15 protein-coding genes are annotated in these 14,298 nt (G+C 68.2%); 6 read left to right on the plus strand and 9 right to left on the minus strand.

The window, feature by feature from the left end:
• Position 1: 1 nt before the first annotated feature.
• Genes ETD96_RS11780 through ETD96_RS11790 form a run of 3 tightly spaced genes read right to left on the minus strand, consistent with a single transcriptional unit; the run spans position 2 to position 2,094 of the window.
• Entirely contained in the window at positions 2 to 652 is a 651-nt protein-coding gene (locus tag ETD96_RS11780; RefSeq protein WP_138636351.1) for an SMI1/KNR4 family protein, read from the minus strand.
• Between the two features lie 60 nt (positions 653 to 712).
• Positions 713 to 1,729, minus strand: a complete 1,017-nt coding sequence (locus ETD96_RS11785) for an IS630 family transposase (protein ID WP_240807525.1) — start codon at positions 1,727 to 1,729, stop codon at positions 713 to 715.
• Between the two features lie 56 nt (positions 1,730 to 1,785).
• Positions 1,786 to 2,094 carry a hypothetical protein gene (locus tag ETD96_RS11790; protein WP_138636352.1) on the minus strand — a complete coding sequence of 103 codons (309 nt, stop codon included), beginning with the start codon at positions 2,092 to 2,094 and terminating at the stop codon, positions 1,786 to 1,788.
• Between the two features lie 55 nt (positions 2,095 to 2,149).
• Between ETD96_RS11790 and ETD96_RS11795 the strand changes: the two genes are divergently transcribed.
• Together ETD96_RS11795 and ETD96_RS11800 are read left to right on the plus strand one after the other, a co-directional pair.
• Positions 2,150 to 3,196 carry a nucleotide kinase domain-containing protein gene (locus ETD96_RS11795; RefSeq protein WP_171068981.1) on the plus strand — a complete coding sequence of 349 codons (1,047 nt, stop codon included), beginning with the start codon at positions 2,150 to 2,152 and terminating at the stop codon, positions 3,194 to 3,196.
• Between the two features lie 68 nt (positions 3,197 to 3,264).
• A complete protein-coding gene (locus tag ETD96_RS11800) occupies positions 3,265 to 3,579 on the plus strand; it encodes a hypothetical protein (RefSeq protein WP_138636353.1) in 315 nt (104 codons plus the stop codon).
• Positions 3,580 to 3,598: 19 nt separating this feature from the next.
• On the opposite strand, the gene ETD96_RS11805 is transcribed toward ETD96_RS11800, so the two are convergent.
• From ETD96_RS11805 to ETD96_RS11820, 4 genes are all read right to left on the minus strand, one after another.
• Positions 3,599 to 4,405 carry a thymidylate synthase family protein gene (locus ETD96_RS11805; protein WP_138636354.1) on the minus strand — a complete coding sequence of 269 codons (807 nt, stop codon included), beginning with the start codon at positions 4,403 to 4,405 and terminating at the stop codon, positions 3,599 to 3,601.
• Between the two features lie 209 nt (positions 4,406 to 4,614).
• Positions 4,615 to 5,565: an ImmA/IrrE family metallo-endopeptidase gene (locus ETD96_RS11810; RefSeq protein ID WP_138636355.1), complete on the minus strand. Its 951-nt coding sequence runs from the start codon at positions 5,563 to 5,565 to the stop codon at positions 4,615 to 4,617.
• Positions 5,562 to 5,960 (minus strand): helix-turn-helix domain-containing protein, encoded by a 399-nt coding sequence (locus tag ETD96_RS11815; RefSeq protein ID WP_138636356.1) that lies wholly within the window; start codon positions 5,958 to 5,960, stop codon positions 5,562 to 5,564. Before ETD96_RS11815 ends, ETD96_RS11810 begins: the two co-directional genes overlap by 4 nt.
• Complete coding sequence (locus ETD96_RS11820; RefSeq protein WP_138636357.1) at positions 5,960 to 6,259, minus strand: hypothetical protein; 300 nt, start codon at positions 6,257 to 6,259, stop codon at positions 5,960 to 5,962. The genes ETD96_RS11815 and ETD96_RS11820 overlap by 1 nt, the downstream gene beginning before the upstream one ends.
• A gap of 107 nt (positions 6,260 to 6,366) precedes the next feature.
• On the opposite strand from ETD96_RS11820, the gene ETD96_RS11825 reads away from it, so the two are divergent.
• Positions 6,367 to 7,248, plus strand: a complete 882-nt coding sequence (locus tag ETD96_RS11825) for a nucleoside triphosphate pyrophosphohydrolase family protein (protein WP_138636358.1) — start codon at positions 6,367 to 6,369, stop codon at positions 7,246 to 7,248.
• Positions 7,249 to 7,573: 325 nt separating this feature from the next.
• Here the strand turns inward: ETD96_RS11825 and ETD96_RS11830 are convergent, their stop codons facing one another.
• Both ETD96_RS11830 and ETD96_RS11835 read right to left on the minus strand, forming a co-directional pair.
• Entirely contained in the window at positions 7,574 to 8,746 is a 1,173-nt protein-coding gene (locus ETD96_RS11830) for a hypothetical protein (protein ID WP_171068982.1), read from the minus strand.
• Between the two features lie 362 nt (positions 8,747 to 9,108).
• Entirely contained in the window at positions 9,109 to 9,549 is a 441-nt protein-coding gene (locus ETD96_RS11835) for a hypothetical protein (RefSeq protein WP_138636359.1), read from the minus strand.
• Between the two features lie 1,701 nt (positions 9,550 to 11,250).
• On the opposite strand from ETD96_RS11835, the gene ETD96_RS11840 reads away from it, so the two are divergent.
• The 3 genes from ETD96_RS11840 to ETD96_RS11850 form a co-directional block, all read left to right on the plus strand.
• Positions 11,251 to 12,075 carry an SAM-dependent methyltransferase gene (locus tag ETD96_RS11840; protein WP_138636364.1) on the plus strand — a complete coding sequence of 275 codons (825 nt, stop codon included), beginning with the start codon at positions 11,251 to 11,253 and terminating at the stop codon, positions 12,073 to 12,075.
• Between the two features lie 476 nt (positions 12,076 to 12,551).
• Positions 12,552 to 13,463: a helix-turn-helix domain-containing protein gene (locus tag ETD96_RS11845; RefSeq protein WP_171068983.1), complete on the plus strand. Its 912-nt coding sequence runs from the start codon at positions 12,552 to 12,554 to the stop codon at positions 13,461 to 13,463.
• A 299-nt stretch (positions 13,464 to 13,762) separates the two neighbouring features.
• Positions 13,763 to 14,298 (plus strand): hypothetical protein (locus ETD96_RS11850; protein ID WP_138636361.1); only part of this gene is annotated, 536 nt, incomplete at its 3' end.

The raw sequence follows: 14,298 nt of genomic DNA on the forward strand, positions 1-14,298 counted from the left end.
GTCACCGGGGCCCGTTGAGCACCACCGCGTCGATGTGCAAGTCCCGCGCGTCTACCCATGTCAAGCCGCCCAAGTACAGCGCGGGCCGATCGCCTGCTTCTTCAGCGCCGTCCGGACGCCTCAACGGGCGTCCCTGCTCGAGCGCGGCGGCCGTCTCCGTCAGCCAGTCGGGCAGCGGCCACCCGGCCGAAGGCCACGGGTACGGCTCGTCCGCTTGATCGACCGCCCAGGAACCGAGGTTGCCGAAAGAAGGCGCATCTCTGCGCGCATCGATGTACCAGCCCGACCACACATCCCCAGGCGTCCGCGCGAACGGCACAATGCCCGCCTCCCGCGCCCAGTCCCCGGTACGCGTCCGGTACTGGCTGACCACCCGGTCGAGCGGCAACATCGTCTTGCGCGACGGGAGGATCCCGGCGACGTGCGGCGCATCGGAGCTCTGGTCTTCAGCCATCCCGTCATGTATCCGGTACCAGGCGGCCAGCGTCGCCGGAAGGTGCACCTCCAGGGCCGCCTCCGCCGCGGCGATCTCGGCTTCACTGGCCGGCGCGCGCAGCAGCGCGGCGGAGGTCGGGGCGTGCGCCCAAAGCCAGGCTTCGATCCGCCCCCACGCAGCCGTCAGCTGCTCGATACCGTCAACGTCGGTACTCATGTACCGATACTACGAAGCGGTGCCCGGTTCGACACCGCTCTGTGCTGCAAGTAGCGATTACTACTGGCGAACGATGGTGTTCCATTGCCGGACCCAGGCGCGGACGTCGGTTTCGAGGGCTTGCACGCTTTTGTGGACGCCGCGTTGGGTGAGCTGGGTGGTGAGGTAGGCGAACCAGCGTTCGACCTGGTTGAGCCAGGACGACCCGGTCGGGGTGAAGTGAACGTGGAAGCGGGGGTGGCGCGCCGGCCACTCGTGGATGAGGGGTGTCTTGTGGGTGGCGAGGTTGTCGCAGACCAGGTGCACCTCCAACTCGGCGGGCACGGCCTTGTCGATCGCGACCAGGAACTTTTCGAACTCGGTCGCGCGGTGCCGGCGGTGCAGTTCGGTGCCGGCGGTGCCGTCGGCGATGTTGAAGGCGGCGAACAGGCTGGCGGTGCCGTGCCGGGCGTAGTCGTGGGTGCGCCGCTCGGGCATGCCCGGCATCATCGGCAGCACCGGCTGTGACCTGTCCAGGGCCTGCATCTGCGACTTCTCGTCCACGCACAGCACCACGGCCCGCTCGGGCGGATGGTGGTAGAGCCCGACCACGTCCACGACCTTTTCCACGAACAGCGGATCGGTGGAGATCTTGAAGGTGTCGGCCCGGTGCGGTTTGAGGTCGAACCGGCGCCAGATCCGCCCGACCGTGGACTTGCTCAGGCCGGTGCGTTCGGCCATCGAGGCCCTCGACCAGTGCGTGGCGCCCGCCGGGGTCTGCTCCAAAGTCAGTGTGACCACCTCCTGGACCTTGTCCAGCAGGATCGAGGGCGGACATCCGGGGCGGGGCTCATCGGCCAGCCCGGCCAGGCCGTGCTCGATGAACCGGCGACGCCACTTGGCCACCGCCGGCGGTGAGACGCCCAGCTCGGCGGCCACATGCGTGTGGAAGGCCCCCGGCTGGGCGCACGCCAGCACGATCCGGCACCGCAACGCATACGCCTGCGTCGAGGTCGCCGCCCGAGCCCCGCGCTCCAACTCCGCCCGCTCGGCCGCAGTCACCGAAAACGGCGCCTTCGGCCGCCCTGTCCTCGCCATCGGCCCAGCATAGATTTACACAACGGATTTCAGGCGCAGAACACTAGCCGCCAGCGTCAGGCCGGTGCTCCGGCCTGCTGAGCGCGCCTTTTTCTGCCGGGGCGGTGCAGGGTGGGCAGATCTCCCGCTCGGGAGGTCTCGGTGACGAACTCCGCCGGGAGCTGGCTGCGGTAGCGGCGCACCTTCTCGCCCAACTCGCCGTCGTCCATCGAGGCATCGGCGACGAGGGCGGCGAGCATCTGGGAGCGAGAGACCTGTTCTCCCGCGCGGGCGGCGAGCGCGATCAGGGTGTCCAGGCGTGCGTCGACGGCCTCGGGCCACTGCACCGAGGTCACCCGCTTGACCGAATCCTTGAGAAGGTCCATCGCCTCTCCGTCCATTCGATATACATCGAATATATATTAGAAGTATAATCGCGCCATGGCGGTTGCGACGATCGGGCAGGGCGAGGCGGGAGCGGCTGGTCTGGCGGAGGTGGCCATCGCGGGTCGCCGGCTGCGTCCGACGGCGGTGTTCGACACCTACTGGCGGTTCGCCGCGGAGCGGCAGGAGGTGTACCGGCGCAAACTCGCCGGGCAGGCCCCGCCGTGGACCAGCGACCCGATCCTGGGGGCACACCGGTTCACCAACTGCTATCGGGCCTCGGACCGGGTCAGCCAGTACTTGATCGGGCAGGTCAGCTACCGGGGTGACCAGCAGTGGCGTGAGGTGTTCTTTCGGACGCTGTTGTTCAAGCTGTTCAACCGGATCTCCACCTGGCGGCTGCTGTCGGCCGCGGTGGGCGAGGTGAGCTGGTCGGGCTACCGCCGCCAGGCCTATGAGGCGGTGCTGGGGGCGGCGTTGGAGCGCGGACAGCGGATCTACTCACCCGCCTACCTCATGCCCCAACCCCCGCTGGGCGCGGACCGCAAGCATGGCAACCACCTGCGGCTGCTGGAGCTGATGATGGCGGACGGAGCGCCGGAGCGCGTCGCCGAGGCACCGAGCATGGAGCACGCCTTCGAAGTCTTGAAGGGCTATCCGGGGCTGGGGCGGTTCCTGGCGTTCCAGTTCCTGATCGACTTGAACTACAGCTCGCTGCTGGCCTTTGAGGAGATGGACTTCGTCGTCGCCGGCCCTGGCGCATGCGACGGGATCCGAAAGTGCTTCGGCCCGGCGTCCGCGGGCATCGAGGCCGAGGTGATCCGCTACATGGCAGACACCCAGCAGCAGCACTTCCAGCGGCTCGGGCTGGCTTTCGAGGGCCTGGGGGGGCGTCGTCCACTGCAGCTGATCGACTGCCAGAACCTGTTCTGCGAGACCGACAAGTACGCGCGGGTCGCGCATCCCGAGGTGTCGGGGATCAGCGGGCGGGTCCGGATCAAGCAGACCTACAGGGCCGATACCGCACCGATGACCGCGTGGTTCCCGCCGAAATGGAAGATCAACGGCGAAGAACTTCCCCCCGCCGATCCGCACGCGAGATGATGCCGCGCAGACCGGACCGGCACCCACCACTACCGACAGCCGCAAGCACCCGAAGGGAGGGCCGCGACGTGAGCAGCGACCCGATGCCCGTGACACCGCAGACGAACGACGCCCAGGCCGCAGAGGTCTTGTGGGTGGTGGTGGAGGCGATGGAGCGGCTGGAGGCCCGGATCCGCCGTGATCTTCACCTGGAGGCCGATGACGCCTCGCCGCCCGCCGACCCGGCGTGGGCGGCGACGTTGGATGAGTTCGGCGCCTACGCCGACGAGTGCCTGTCGGTCCTGTCGGACAGCCGGGTCCGCAGCATGCTTGCCGCCTGCCCTCCGCCCGGGATGCCGAGCGTGGCCGCGGCGTCGCCCAGGATGGGCCGGACCTGGCCGTAGCCTCCGGCGCTGCCGGGGGTCACGGTCCGAGGCCGGGGATCATGGGCTGGGAGAGCATCAGCGACACGTTGTTGCGGAACTCTTCGATCTTGGCCTGGCCTGCCACTACGGTCAGCCGGCCGGGTAGCAGTCCGGACTGGGAGGCCATGTAGCACAGCAGGCGGGCGAGCCCCAGGTAGTTGCCGTACGCCTTGCGGACCATGTCTTGGCTGCGGTACGTGGCCAGCAGGTGGAGGCGGCCGGAGGCGTCCAGCTGGAACGAGCAGTGGCTCATGCACGGGAAGGTTCCCGGTGTGTTGTCCGACCCCGGCAGGTAGATCGAGGCGCCCGCTGCCAGTGAGGTCTCTTCGGCCGGAGGGTCGAACGCCGGCTGGGCGGGATCGTCGATGGAGGCCTCGTAGCGGGTGTAGCGGGCCCGTCCGGCCTTGGGGAGGCGTTCGAGGATCCGACCGAGCTGGTCGATGGGTCCGTTCTTGGCGGGGTAGTGCACGAGTCGGCTGAAGTAGGTGCCGTACTGGTTGCCGTCGAACTGCTTCAGCCTCGGCAGGCAGTTGACGTAGCGGTCCACGAGTTGGCGGTGGCTGGAACTGGTGGCGGCGATCGCGTAGGGGAAGATGGTGTTGGCGACGGTGGTCACGCTGTAGTCGGGTATCCGCTCCAGCAGGTCGTCGAGCATGGCCCGCACAGCGAGGTCCTCGACGGTGGGGTCGGAGATCGACACGACCGTGTGAACGGCCCGCGCCTGGCCGGGGAGGGCGTCGAGAGCGCGTACGGCTTGGACCCAGGCCTGCGACAGGTTGGTTTCCTGGATGCACAGCAGGGACATTGGCGTATCCGTTTCTCGCGGTGACGGATCGTGCCGACGCGGCGAGTCTGCCGCGTCGTGCTGCTCGCGGGGTGTTGCGTGGGCCCGGGAAGGCGCATGTTCCCTGGGCCGCCGGCGGTGCGGTGACGTGCGTGCCGGTCGTGATCGACAGAAGGGCAGGGGAGGCGGATGGCCCGCGCGAGGGCCCGGCCAGGAGGTGCGGGCGGCGGTCAGCTGGGAGGGTTGTATCCGAGGCGGAGTCCGGGCACAGGAGCGAGGGCCACCTGCCAGGGGCCGGCGGAGCGGCCCATGTCGACCTGGAGCGGGCCCGCGGAAGAGAAGTCGTCATCGACGTCCAGGACGAGGATGGCCGAGCCGTCCATCTCCAGTTCCAGCAGCCCTCCGGTGCCGACTCCGCCCACAAGGGCGGCCGTCTGCTGGCGGACGCCCGCAGGCAGAGCCGACGGGATGACCGAGCCTCCGGCCGAGCAGATCACCAGGCGGTCGCCGGGCGTGAGGTGCAGCCGGGAGCCGTGGGACGCCGGGCCGAGCGCCCAGACCTCACCCTGGCGGTCGGCTCCCAGCCCGCCGCCTGCCCGGGCACGGACCTTCCCGCGTGGCAGCTTCGTCCAGGCCGCGGCCCGCCCCCGGCTCAACAGCTTCAGGTTCGGCAGGTGCCGCAGCGTCCCCCGATACGAAGTACCGAGGTGAAGCGCGACCTGATACACCTCATCGGGGGTGGTGATCTTGTCCACGCCGAGCCTGGCGATCACCTTGCGGACCGCTTTCCGCGGCATCAGGAACCATGCCGCGAACGCCTCGGCCTCCTTCTCCCGGGTCGGCCACGTGGCCGGATCGGTGTCCTGGTAGACCTGTGTGCCCTCGGCGGCGCATTCTCCGTGGCCGAACACGTGGTGTCCGAGCTCGTGGGCGGCGCTGTGCCGCTGGTCGACCGGGCTGCGATGCAGGTTCAGCAAGACCCCCGACAAAGTTCCGCGTGGCCCTGGCACGTAGGGGAGGTAGACACCGAACAACTGGTCCATCGGCTTGGCGAACAGCTCCAGCCCGGCCCGGTGCACCGCCCGGTAGACGTCGATGTACTCGTCCTGGTCCATGCCCAGATCGGCGTGGGCGTGCGCGGCGCGGATCATCGCTCGGCCGTGCGCCGACGCCCAGGTCACCGCGCATCCTCTTCCTGCCGTGCCGCGTAGGCCGATTGCAGGAACTCGGCGAACTTCAGCACCTGCTCCCGGTCGTTGTCGGTCAGCGGGCCTAGCGTGCGCGCCAGCATCAGCGCCGCGTGGTCGGCTTCGGCGGCATCGGCGTCCTGGTCGAGGAAGAACCCGATCGGCTTGCGATACAGCTTGGCCAGCTTCCGCAGCTCAAGGCTGTCGACCTTGCGAGCGCCCCGCTCGATCTCGCTGATGGCGGTCCTGGGGATGCCCGTGGCGTCGGAGACGTACTGCTGGGCGAAGTTCAGGTACTCGCGGGCCGTACGCAACCGCAGTCCCACCAGCTGCCAGTCCGGGTCCCAGGCTTCGTCGGCCGTGGAGTTGCTCTCCTCGGACGCGTTCATCAGGCCTCCTGCTTGTGCATGTTCTGGGCTGCCACGACGGCGGCCAAGACGGTGTCGGCGAAGGTGTGCACGGACCGCAGGGACCACGCCGCCGCATTATCGGCACCGATCCGGACCCCGCCACAGTGGCTCTCGACCCGTGCCAGAACCTCCGTGATCAGCAGCGAGTCGATCGGCAAGTCCAGACCGGCGGCTTGCAGCTCCGCGAACAGGTCCTCCGGGTCCCTGTCCTGCTCGGCCGCCAGCAGCTCGATGGTGATCTTCACGATGTCCTGCTTGGTCACTCCGGGAGTCGCCATCCCACCCCCAGTCGCATTGTCGGATTCTCCAGCAATCACTGTCCGATCATGGCACACTCCTGATTACCCGGCAACAACTGCCGGAAAATCCATCACATGGAGTGACCGTGGAACTCAACACCTACCAGCGCACCGCCCGCAAGACCCTCCAGGCCGACACCGACGGAGACCCCCTCTCCGTCCCGCTGCTCGGCCTGGTCGGCGAGGTCGGGGCCATCGCCACCGCCTACAAGAAGCAGTTGCGCGACGGTGCGGCCAACCCCTCGTTCAAGGCCCATTTGCGCGAAGAGCTCGGTGACGCCTTGTGGTACCTGGCGATGGTGGCCGACGGGGCCGGCCTGGAGCTGAACGATGTCGCGGCCGCCAACCTGCACAAGATCGCAGACCGGTGGAGGCCCACCGCCGCCGAGGACATCCCCTTCGACGAGAAGTTCCCGGACGGGGAACGGCTCCCGCGGAACGCGGAGTTCCTCCTTCGCGTCACCGACGTCGACGGGAGCCCGAAGTCGGTACTCACCTGGAATGGGCAGGGGGTCGGAGACCCCCTCACCAACGCCTCACACGTCGACGACGACTACCGCATGCACGACGTCTTCCACCTCTCCTACGCCGCGGTCCTCGGCTGGTCGCCGGTGATGAGATCGCTCATGAGACGCAAGCGCAAGTCCGACCCCGCTATCGATGAGGCCGAGGACGGTGGCCGCGCGATCGCCATCGAAGAGGGCATCTCCACGATGGTGTTCTCCTACGCAAGCCGTCACAACTTCTTGGAAGGCAAACGGCACATCGACAACGAGGTCCTCGCCACGATCAGCTCCATGGTCGGGCAACTGGAAGTCGGGGCCCACCGCGCCGCCGACTGGGAGAAGGCCATCCTCACCGGGTACCACGCCTGGAGGCAGCTCCGCCGCCAAGGCGGCGGCACCATCACGCTCGACATGGCAGGTCAGAACCTCACCGTCGGACCGCTTCCCGGCCCCCGCGGCTGACCCCATGCCTCGGCACAAGCCGACCGCCTCACTCCCGCGACCATCTCTCGACCGCTGCGCGTGCTCATCCAGGTCCAGGCCAAGAGCGGGCGGCAAGTCCCCATCCTGGGAACCCGCTTGGCAGCTCCCGCCCGCTCCAGCGCCCTTGAGCGTGTACTTCGTCCCGCCCTCAGCCGGTGCCAGATCTGCGGTGTCGGTTTCATGACCGCTTCCCGCCGAGGGGTCAGCGGCCGACAGCCCCCGGCGCCCGCCCGGCTCGGCTGGACGGACTACATCGAGGAGGATCCACCGCGATCGACCGCGGCGGTGGTCGACGTGGCCGCGCTCACCCAGTGCCGCCCGCTGCCGGCCCGCCGTCACGAGCGAACCTCTGGGCTTCGTCGCGCAGGCCCTTCATGACCTCGAAGTTGCGCTGCATCACGGCGGAGTCATGGGTGGTCGCCTCCAGCCGGGCCATCCGGTCGAGCACCTCCTCATCGGTCAGCTGGGCCAGCCAGGCGGCGATCTGACGGGCGCTCGGAGAGCCGTCCATTCGACGGATCGTGTCGGCGAGATCGGCGCGGACCGACGCCGCACTCAAGCGCTGGTTGTGGCGCTCTGCGGCCGAAGTCGCCGATCCCGCCGCCATCGCCTGACGCTCGTTCTCGTGCCCGACGGCGATCTCGTAGCGCGTCGGGAGTGCGGGCTCGGGCGGCTCCATACCCGTTACCAGACGCGGTACCGCCCGGGTGCGGACCCAGTGGGAGAGCTCGTCGAGCTCCTGTATCAGCACCGGCCACCGGTCCGTGCCCGGGCGGTTGATCCCGACCGTCGTGAACAAGGTCATGGGGACGTGGGTGCCCAGCGGGGTCTGGGCGATGACGTCGCCCACGCACAGCGGCTCCTCGGGGCGCGGAGCAAGGTCACGGATCGAGCGAGGCGGCTGGTCGTCCTGGTACATAGCGGCTATGCGGACGGCGGTGATCGCCGGCGTCCTGTGCTTCGTATGGTTGGTGTGGAGGGCCAGCCTGGCCAGTGGGTGCATATGGGGGTCGCTGCGACGGTGGAAGGGCTGCAGGCTGTCGATCCGCCGCACGAGCTCACCATCAGCACGCAATGACAGCGGGCCCTTCTTCGCGCGCTTCTTCTTCCAGGCCTGGAAGTTCTTGTAGGTGTCCGACGCGGGCATGTCGACGAACTTGGCCGCCGTCTCCTCCAACGGTGAGCCGTCCAGGAACTCGACCTCCGCGAACAGCACGTGCTCCAGGGCGGCCCGCAGTGCCACCAGCGCGTCGGCCACCAGCAGCGGGACCTTGCGGGGAATCGGAGCCACTCGTTCGACGACGGACCGGCTGAACCGACCCGCTGGCACCTCCGCCAGGCCCACGACGCCACCGGGCTGGGTCTGATAGTCGAATAGCAGGTCGGCGACCTGCCCGATCAGCTCGTCTGCGTGCGACAGCGTCGCCGCGACGCTGACGTGGCGATCAGGGAGCCAGTGATGCATCACGTCCTTCACCACAGGATTCAAGCACCCTTCCCCGTCGACGAAACGGCCAGTCCCTGACCGCCGCAAGACGACCATGCTGCGATACGCGAAGACGGTCGGGCAGGGGGGCGGAGAATCGTGTTGGATCAGACCGTGGCTCAGCCGCCCCGACCGCGCCGAAGTGGAGGCCGCCCTTGTCTCCCGCCGCCCCGCGAACACGTGGCGTGCTCATCCACCTCGCCGGGAGCCCGGGACGGGGACGGCCAAGGCGAGGGTCCCGTCACTATCCCGTACATCGTCAGTGAAGGCCGTGGCTGGCTGCCAGTTGCGGCCTCTGCGTGAGCAGTGACTCCAGCTTGATCCGGGGCCAGAGCTGGATCTCTGGTTCTCGGCTAGGCTGCGGTGTTGCGCGGGCCTTGCTGGGTGCGGTGCCGCTCACTGGGGAGGGTGCCTTCCTCGTACAGGCGGGGCCCCTGCCGGGTCGAGCCTGGCCGGCGGTCGTGGTGCAGCCAGCGGCGGCTCTTCAGGCCGGTGAGGAGCCGTTCGGTGTAGGCGCGCTGCAGCATCCCGGCGGGGGCCGGGTGGTCGGGGTCTGGTCTCGGGTCCGACAGATCAGGTCGGGCGCGCAGGGCGATGAGGGACCAGCAGGGGCCTTGCCCGTCGTGGTCATGCCGGTAGGCGCGCACCCACAGGGCCAGTTCCCGGCATAGATCGTGGTTGTCCAGGTCTTTGTTGGCCAGGCCGCGCATGCGGGCGATGGCGCCGGCGTGCCGGTTCCACAGGTGCCGCTTGTAGCGTTGACGGTGACGGCGCCGCGACCCCCGACCGCGCATCCTCTGCTCCTCCACGATGGTCCCGTAGTGGCCTGTGTCTCCGCTGGGGCTGAACCGATGTGTGTCCCCGCAGGTCATCGTGCAGGCTCAGGACGAGTTTGGCCAGTAGGGCGGTGGTGCGGCGCGCCGCTTCACCGGGTCGGCCCCTAGCCAGCCTGCACCGTGGGCATGAATGCGGCGGTTTGTCCCCGCGCCCGGTGCTTTACTTCAGGCTTGTGCGCGGACGCTGGCCGTGGCTGTCGGCGATGGCGACGACCCGGATTGTCGGGAACGCCGATGACCCTGCATGCATGTGGTATCCCGGCAGGCGATGCACGCGAGGCGGGGGCGATCGGGTGGTCTGGGCGCTGCCACCGACGGGGTCCGGTGCGTGGCTCCCGGTGCGTGGCTCCCGGTGCGTGGTCCGGTGCTAACGCCCACCGCGGGGGGCTCTTGAGCTGCGGGGCCGAGCATCGCCAGCGCGTGTCCGGGTGCACGGGAACGCTGTGACCGCGCAGACATCGGGGAGTACTCCGGGCTGGGCCGGGTTCAGCCAGCCCGGTCGCTGCTGAGGACCCTCTCGCCTTCGACCGCTTTCAGTCCGGGAGACAAGCTAGACCCGCTGATCCACGAGTGCGGGGCGGGTCCGCGTTCATACGGTAACACGCTACCCCGGTGACCTGCGTCGACGCCATCGGACAGTGCTGTTTGCTAGGTGCTGGCGCTGGTTGCCCGGAGCGTTGCTGCTGCCCGCCGGGGGAAGGTCTCGGGTGAGCGGCGAGTTCCGGCGTTGAGGAGGGGGCGTTGAGGAGGGGGTGAACCCGTTGGTGCTGGACCCTGCGCTTGGCTGGCGCCGGTGGCTGTGGCGGGCCGTCACCGCCGCTCGGATCCTGGCGGTTGCCCCGCTTTGATCTCCTCGGCGGAGCACCCTTTCATCTACCCTGCCACAAATGAACGGCATTTCCGGATTCTGTCGGTCATGGTGTCGCCCTTCTCGGGCGCCGCACGCCCAGTCGGACGCTCATCGAGCGATACGTCCGCCTGAATCACTTTGCCCCAGAAAGCGACGAATCCCGTCCAAGGGGAGGTTGCCGGCGCCTCCGACGTATTGCGGAGCCCGCATGCGGCGTGCGCGATCCTTTCCTGCGCCGATGTCGGGCCGAGCATCTGCCCGCGGCGGTCAGGCAGGTCGGTGTCGACCTCGAGGTGGGGGCACTTCCTCGGTACCGGCGCGTGACGGGATGTCGCCCGCCGGCAACGCTGGCTCGCCGCCGAACAACGCGCTGGACGCCTTTCCGGCATGATCGGTAACCGGCCCTGGGAGGAGCGCCCGCCAATGGTCACTGACGTGCGGTGATCCCCGGGCGCGGGCTTGGAGTGGCGCCGGAACAGTTGACCCTGCCCGCGTGGTGGGGGAGCGGCGGGGGGCACGTCGCCTGGATCGGATGGGCTTGCATCCCCTGCGCCAGCACTGTCGAGTTCGTCGGGTGCGCCGAACGCGTCGTTCGTGACGAGCCTGCGAGGGGAGGCGGCTGGGGGTGATGCTGCGGTTGTATCTCTTGTGGTCACCGGGTGCCAGGCCCTGGGTTTGGTGCTATTTCATGTTGCTGTGGCGTCGCAGTAACACTGCTGGTATCTGGCCTGAACAGGCCAAAGCAGAACTCGCGGGTCGTCTATTGTGGAAGCTCCCGTGATGGAGGGCCTCTCGTGCAGGAGAAGGGCATGAAAGAACCGCTGGAACCGCAGGAGCCACGTCTTGTGTCGGTGCCGGGGATCGACACCACAGTGTCCCATTCGGCTCGAATCTGGGACTACTGGCTCGGTGGTAAGGAGAACTACGCCGTCGATCGTGAACTAGGCGATCAAATAGCTGGCGTTCTGCCGGATATCGTCGAGCAGGCGCGCGCGGACCGGCTGTTTTTGCGGCGTGTGGTGCGCTTCCTGGTCGAGCAGGGTGTCCGCCAGTTTCTGGACATCGGTACCGGGCTGCCGACGGTCGACAACACCCACGAGGTTGCTCAGCGGATCCGACCGGATGCGCGGATCGTGTACGTCGACAACGATCCTTTGGTACTGACGCACGCGCGGGCGCTGCTCAGCAGCACCCCGGAGGGCGCCACCGCCTACCTGGACGCCGATATGCGCGAGCCCGACATGATCATCGATGAGGCTGAGGAGACCCTCGATCTGTCCCAGCCGGTGGCGGTCACGATGCTGGGAGTGGTGTGGCACCTCACCGATGACCAGGACGCTCACCAGGTGATCGACGGGCTGATGCGGCGGCTGGTTTCGGGAAGTTACCTCGCCATCGCGCACCCCACCATCGAGGTCACCGGACAGAAGATGGTCCGGGCGATCGAGCAGTGGAATCAGTTCGGCAAGCCGCCAGGAGTGCATCGCACTCCACAGCAGATCGAGAGCCTGTTCCAAGGGCTTGAACTGGTCGCGCCCGGCGTGGTGTCGTGCACGCGGTGGAAGCCGGAGGCGACACCGTTCGGTGAACCCGCCGAGACCGATCAGTTCTGTGGCGTGGCGCGAAAACCCTGAGTCACCGCACGTGTGCTGTGTGCCGTGTCGGTGGGCGAGGCAGCAGCATCGCTCGCGCGCTTGGAGATCACCGCAGGTGCCTTCACGGGTAGCAGTGCGTGCGGCAGGGAATGCGGCAGGGCGCCGTGTCGCCCCGGGGAGGGGAGAGCTACCTGCATCCTGGCCGGTGTTCTCCGCCCGGGCCGGGTCGGCCCAGGTCGCACGGCACACGATCGAGGCTCGCGCAAGGAGCGGATGCGATGGGGAAGGGGACCTCGTTCATCCGCTATTACGGCAGCCTCGGCGGAGGCGCCCTGCCAGGAACGCGGCAGGTGTGACGAGGAGATGAGGCCGCCTGTGCCTGGGCACTGCTGAGTGTGGGTGGGGGCAGTGGTGGCCCCACCGGGAAGCTGATAGGGCTTATAGGGGCGCCGGGCCGGCCTTGTTGATGAATGATGAGAGGAGCCGGAGCAACGGCGGGTGACAGGGAGTGCGGCATGCGCATGGCGATGGGCGGGGGGCTCACCGCCCGGTTCGCCGCTGAGTTGAGAGCCGATCAGAGCGCCGGTGGGACGATCCCACGGCTTGTCTTAGGTGCCCGGCTGCGGTGGCTGCGCGCGACTTCGCAGATCAGCGAAGTGGTCGCCGCCCAGGTGGTGGGCTCGCAGGCGCGCCTGAACGCGATGGAGGCCGGGATCATCCGGTCACGGCTTCACGATGTGATCGCCCTGTGCGACCTGTACCAGGTTGATGAGCACGCCACGCGGGTGTCGCTGCTGGAATTGGCCCGGCAGGGCCAACGAGGTGGCTGGTGGCAAGCCTATCGCCCGGTCATCCCCGAGTGGTTCCTGCCCTATCTGGGGATCGAACAGGCCGCGGACGTCATCCGCTGCTACGCCGTGGTGTGCGTCCCCGACCTGCTGCAAACCGACACCTACGCCCGCGCGCACATCGACCTGGTGCACCCTGACGCTCCGCCGGCGGAGAACGAGATGAGGGTTCGGCTGCGGATGCAGCGTCAGCAACGGGTCCTGGGACAAGGGCAGGGCGCGCAACTGTGGGCGATCCTGGACGAAGCCGCCCTGCGCAGGTCCGTGGGCGGCAAGGCCGTCATGTTCCGGCAACTAGAGCATCTGCTGGAGGTGAACGACCGGCCGAACGTCACCATCCAGGTCATCCCGTTCGCCGCCAGCGGGCATGTGGCGCTCAGCGGACCGATCACGCTGCTGCGCTCGCAGCGCCATGACGTGCCCGACATGGTGTATCTGGAGCATCTCGCCGGTGTGCTGTACCCAGACCGCGCCAGCGACTGCGAGTACTACCGCCACGCGTTGAACGGCATGGCGGTCCAGGCCCTTCCGCCCCATCGCACGTCGGCTCTACTCGTACAAATGATCAATTCGCTGTAAATGATCATTGGTGTGAGGGAGGGTGGGAATAGTGTCGCAGTACGCAGACAGCTCTCACCAGCGCGTGACATCCTGACGCCGTCGGTCAGGATCATCTACTCCTGCTGACATGCCTGTCCCGGGGAGGCCACCGCCGACTTGGGGGATGGGCCATGTTCCCGGCCCGGAGCATGGGGGATTGCGCGGCCGCCGGCATCCAGCCGGCGATGTGGCCGCGAGCTCGTTCAGCAACCATGGCAGCGGCGATAGGACGCGCGCCGGCACGCGCGCTCAGGCTGCTGGCTGCCGATCACGGTGACATGGACCTCAAGGACTCCGAAGCCGTGCAGGGCGATCAGCGAGGAGTAGCAGTGCCGATGACCTCTCAGCTCCGCGGCGGTCCCGCATGCCAGGAGTTCGTCCGAGAGATCAAGGACCTCTACATCGGGTGCGGGTCCCCGCCGTCCTCGTCGGTCAACAAGATCGCACCCAGGCTGGGAGAGATCTATCCTCTGGCGCACGGCCGTTCCACCCTGCCCACCAGCGTGTCACGGTCGATGCTGAGTCAGGTCGTCAACGGCGAGCGGCTGCCATCGGCGCACATGCTCACGGTGATAGTGCTGAGCCTGGAACGCTGCGGACGCGAAAACGAGAGCCTGAGCCCCGACCAGGGGCCGCAGGATCTGGCGCACTGGCAACGGCTACTGCGCCGGGCCAAGGCCGAAGCGGCGTCGCCGGCCAGGCAGAGGCCCGCGCCGGATCCGCAAGCGCAGTCGGCGACGTCCGATACGGTGCCCGCGGACTGGGACCAGACGGCCGCTTCCCGGGGTTCCACACCCCCCGATTCCACCGCCCC

Origin of the sequence: Actinomadura geliboluensis, assembly GCF_005889745.1 — a bacterium.
Classification (GTDB): domain Bacteria; phylum Actinomycetota; class Actinomycetes; order Streptosporangiales; family Streptosporangiaceae; genus Spirillospora; species Spirillospora geliboluensis.

Bases quoted from the DNA above. Each gene is read 5' to 3' on its own strand.
- ETD96_RS11845 (WP_171068983.1), top strand. From the start codon at position 12,552: ATGCGCATGGCGATGGGCGGGGGGCTCACCGCCCGGTTCGCCGCTGAG.
- ETD96_RS11820 (WP_138636357.1), bottom strand. From the start codon at position 6,259: ATGGCGACTCCCGGAGTGACCAAGCAGGACATCGTGAAGATCACCATC.
- ETD96_RS11780 (WP_138636351.1), bottom strand. From the start codon at position 652: ATGAGTACCGACGTTGACGGTATCGAGCAGCTGACGGCTGCGTGGGGG.
- ETD96_RS11840 (WP_138636364.1), top strand. From the start codon at position 11,251: ATGAAAGAACCGCTGGAACCGCAGGAGCCACGTCTTGTGTCGGTGCCG.
- ETD96_RS11795 (WP_171068981.1), top strand. From the start codon at position 2,150: ATGGCGGTTGCGACGATCGGGCAGGGCGAGGCGGGAGCGGCTGGTCTG.
- ETD96_RS11785 (WP_240807525.1), bottom strand. From the start codon at position 1,729: ATGGCGAGGACAGGGCGGCCGAAGGCGCCGTTTTCGGTGACTGCGGCC.
- ETD96_RS11835 (WP_138636359.1), bottom strand. From the start codon at position 9,549: ATGCGCGGTCGGGGGTCGCGGCGCCGTCACCGTCAACGCTACAAGCGG.
- ETD96_RS11805 (WP_138636354.1), bottom strand. From the start codon at position 4,405: ATGTCCCTGCTGTGCATCCAGGAAACCAACCTGTCGCAGGCCTGGGTC.
- ETD96_RS11790 (WP_138636352.1), bottom strand. From the start codon at position 2,094: ATGGACCTTCTCAAGGATTCGGTCAAGCGGGTGACCTCGGTGCAGTGG.
- ETD96_RS11815 (WP_138636356.1), bottom strand. From the start codon at position 5,960: ATGAACGCGTCCGAGGAGAGCAACTCCACGGCCGACGAAGCCTGGGAC.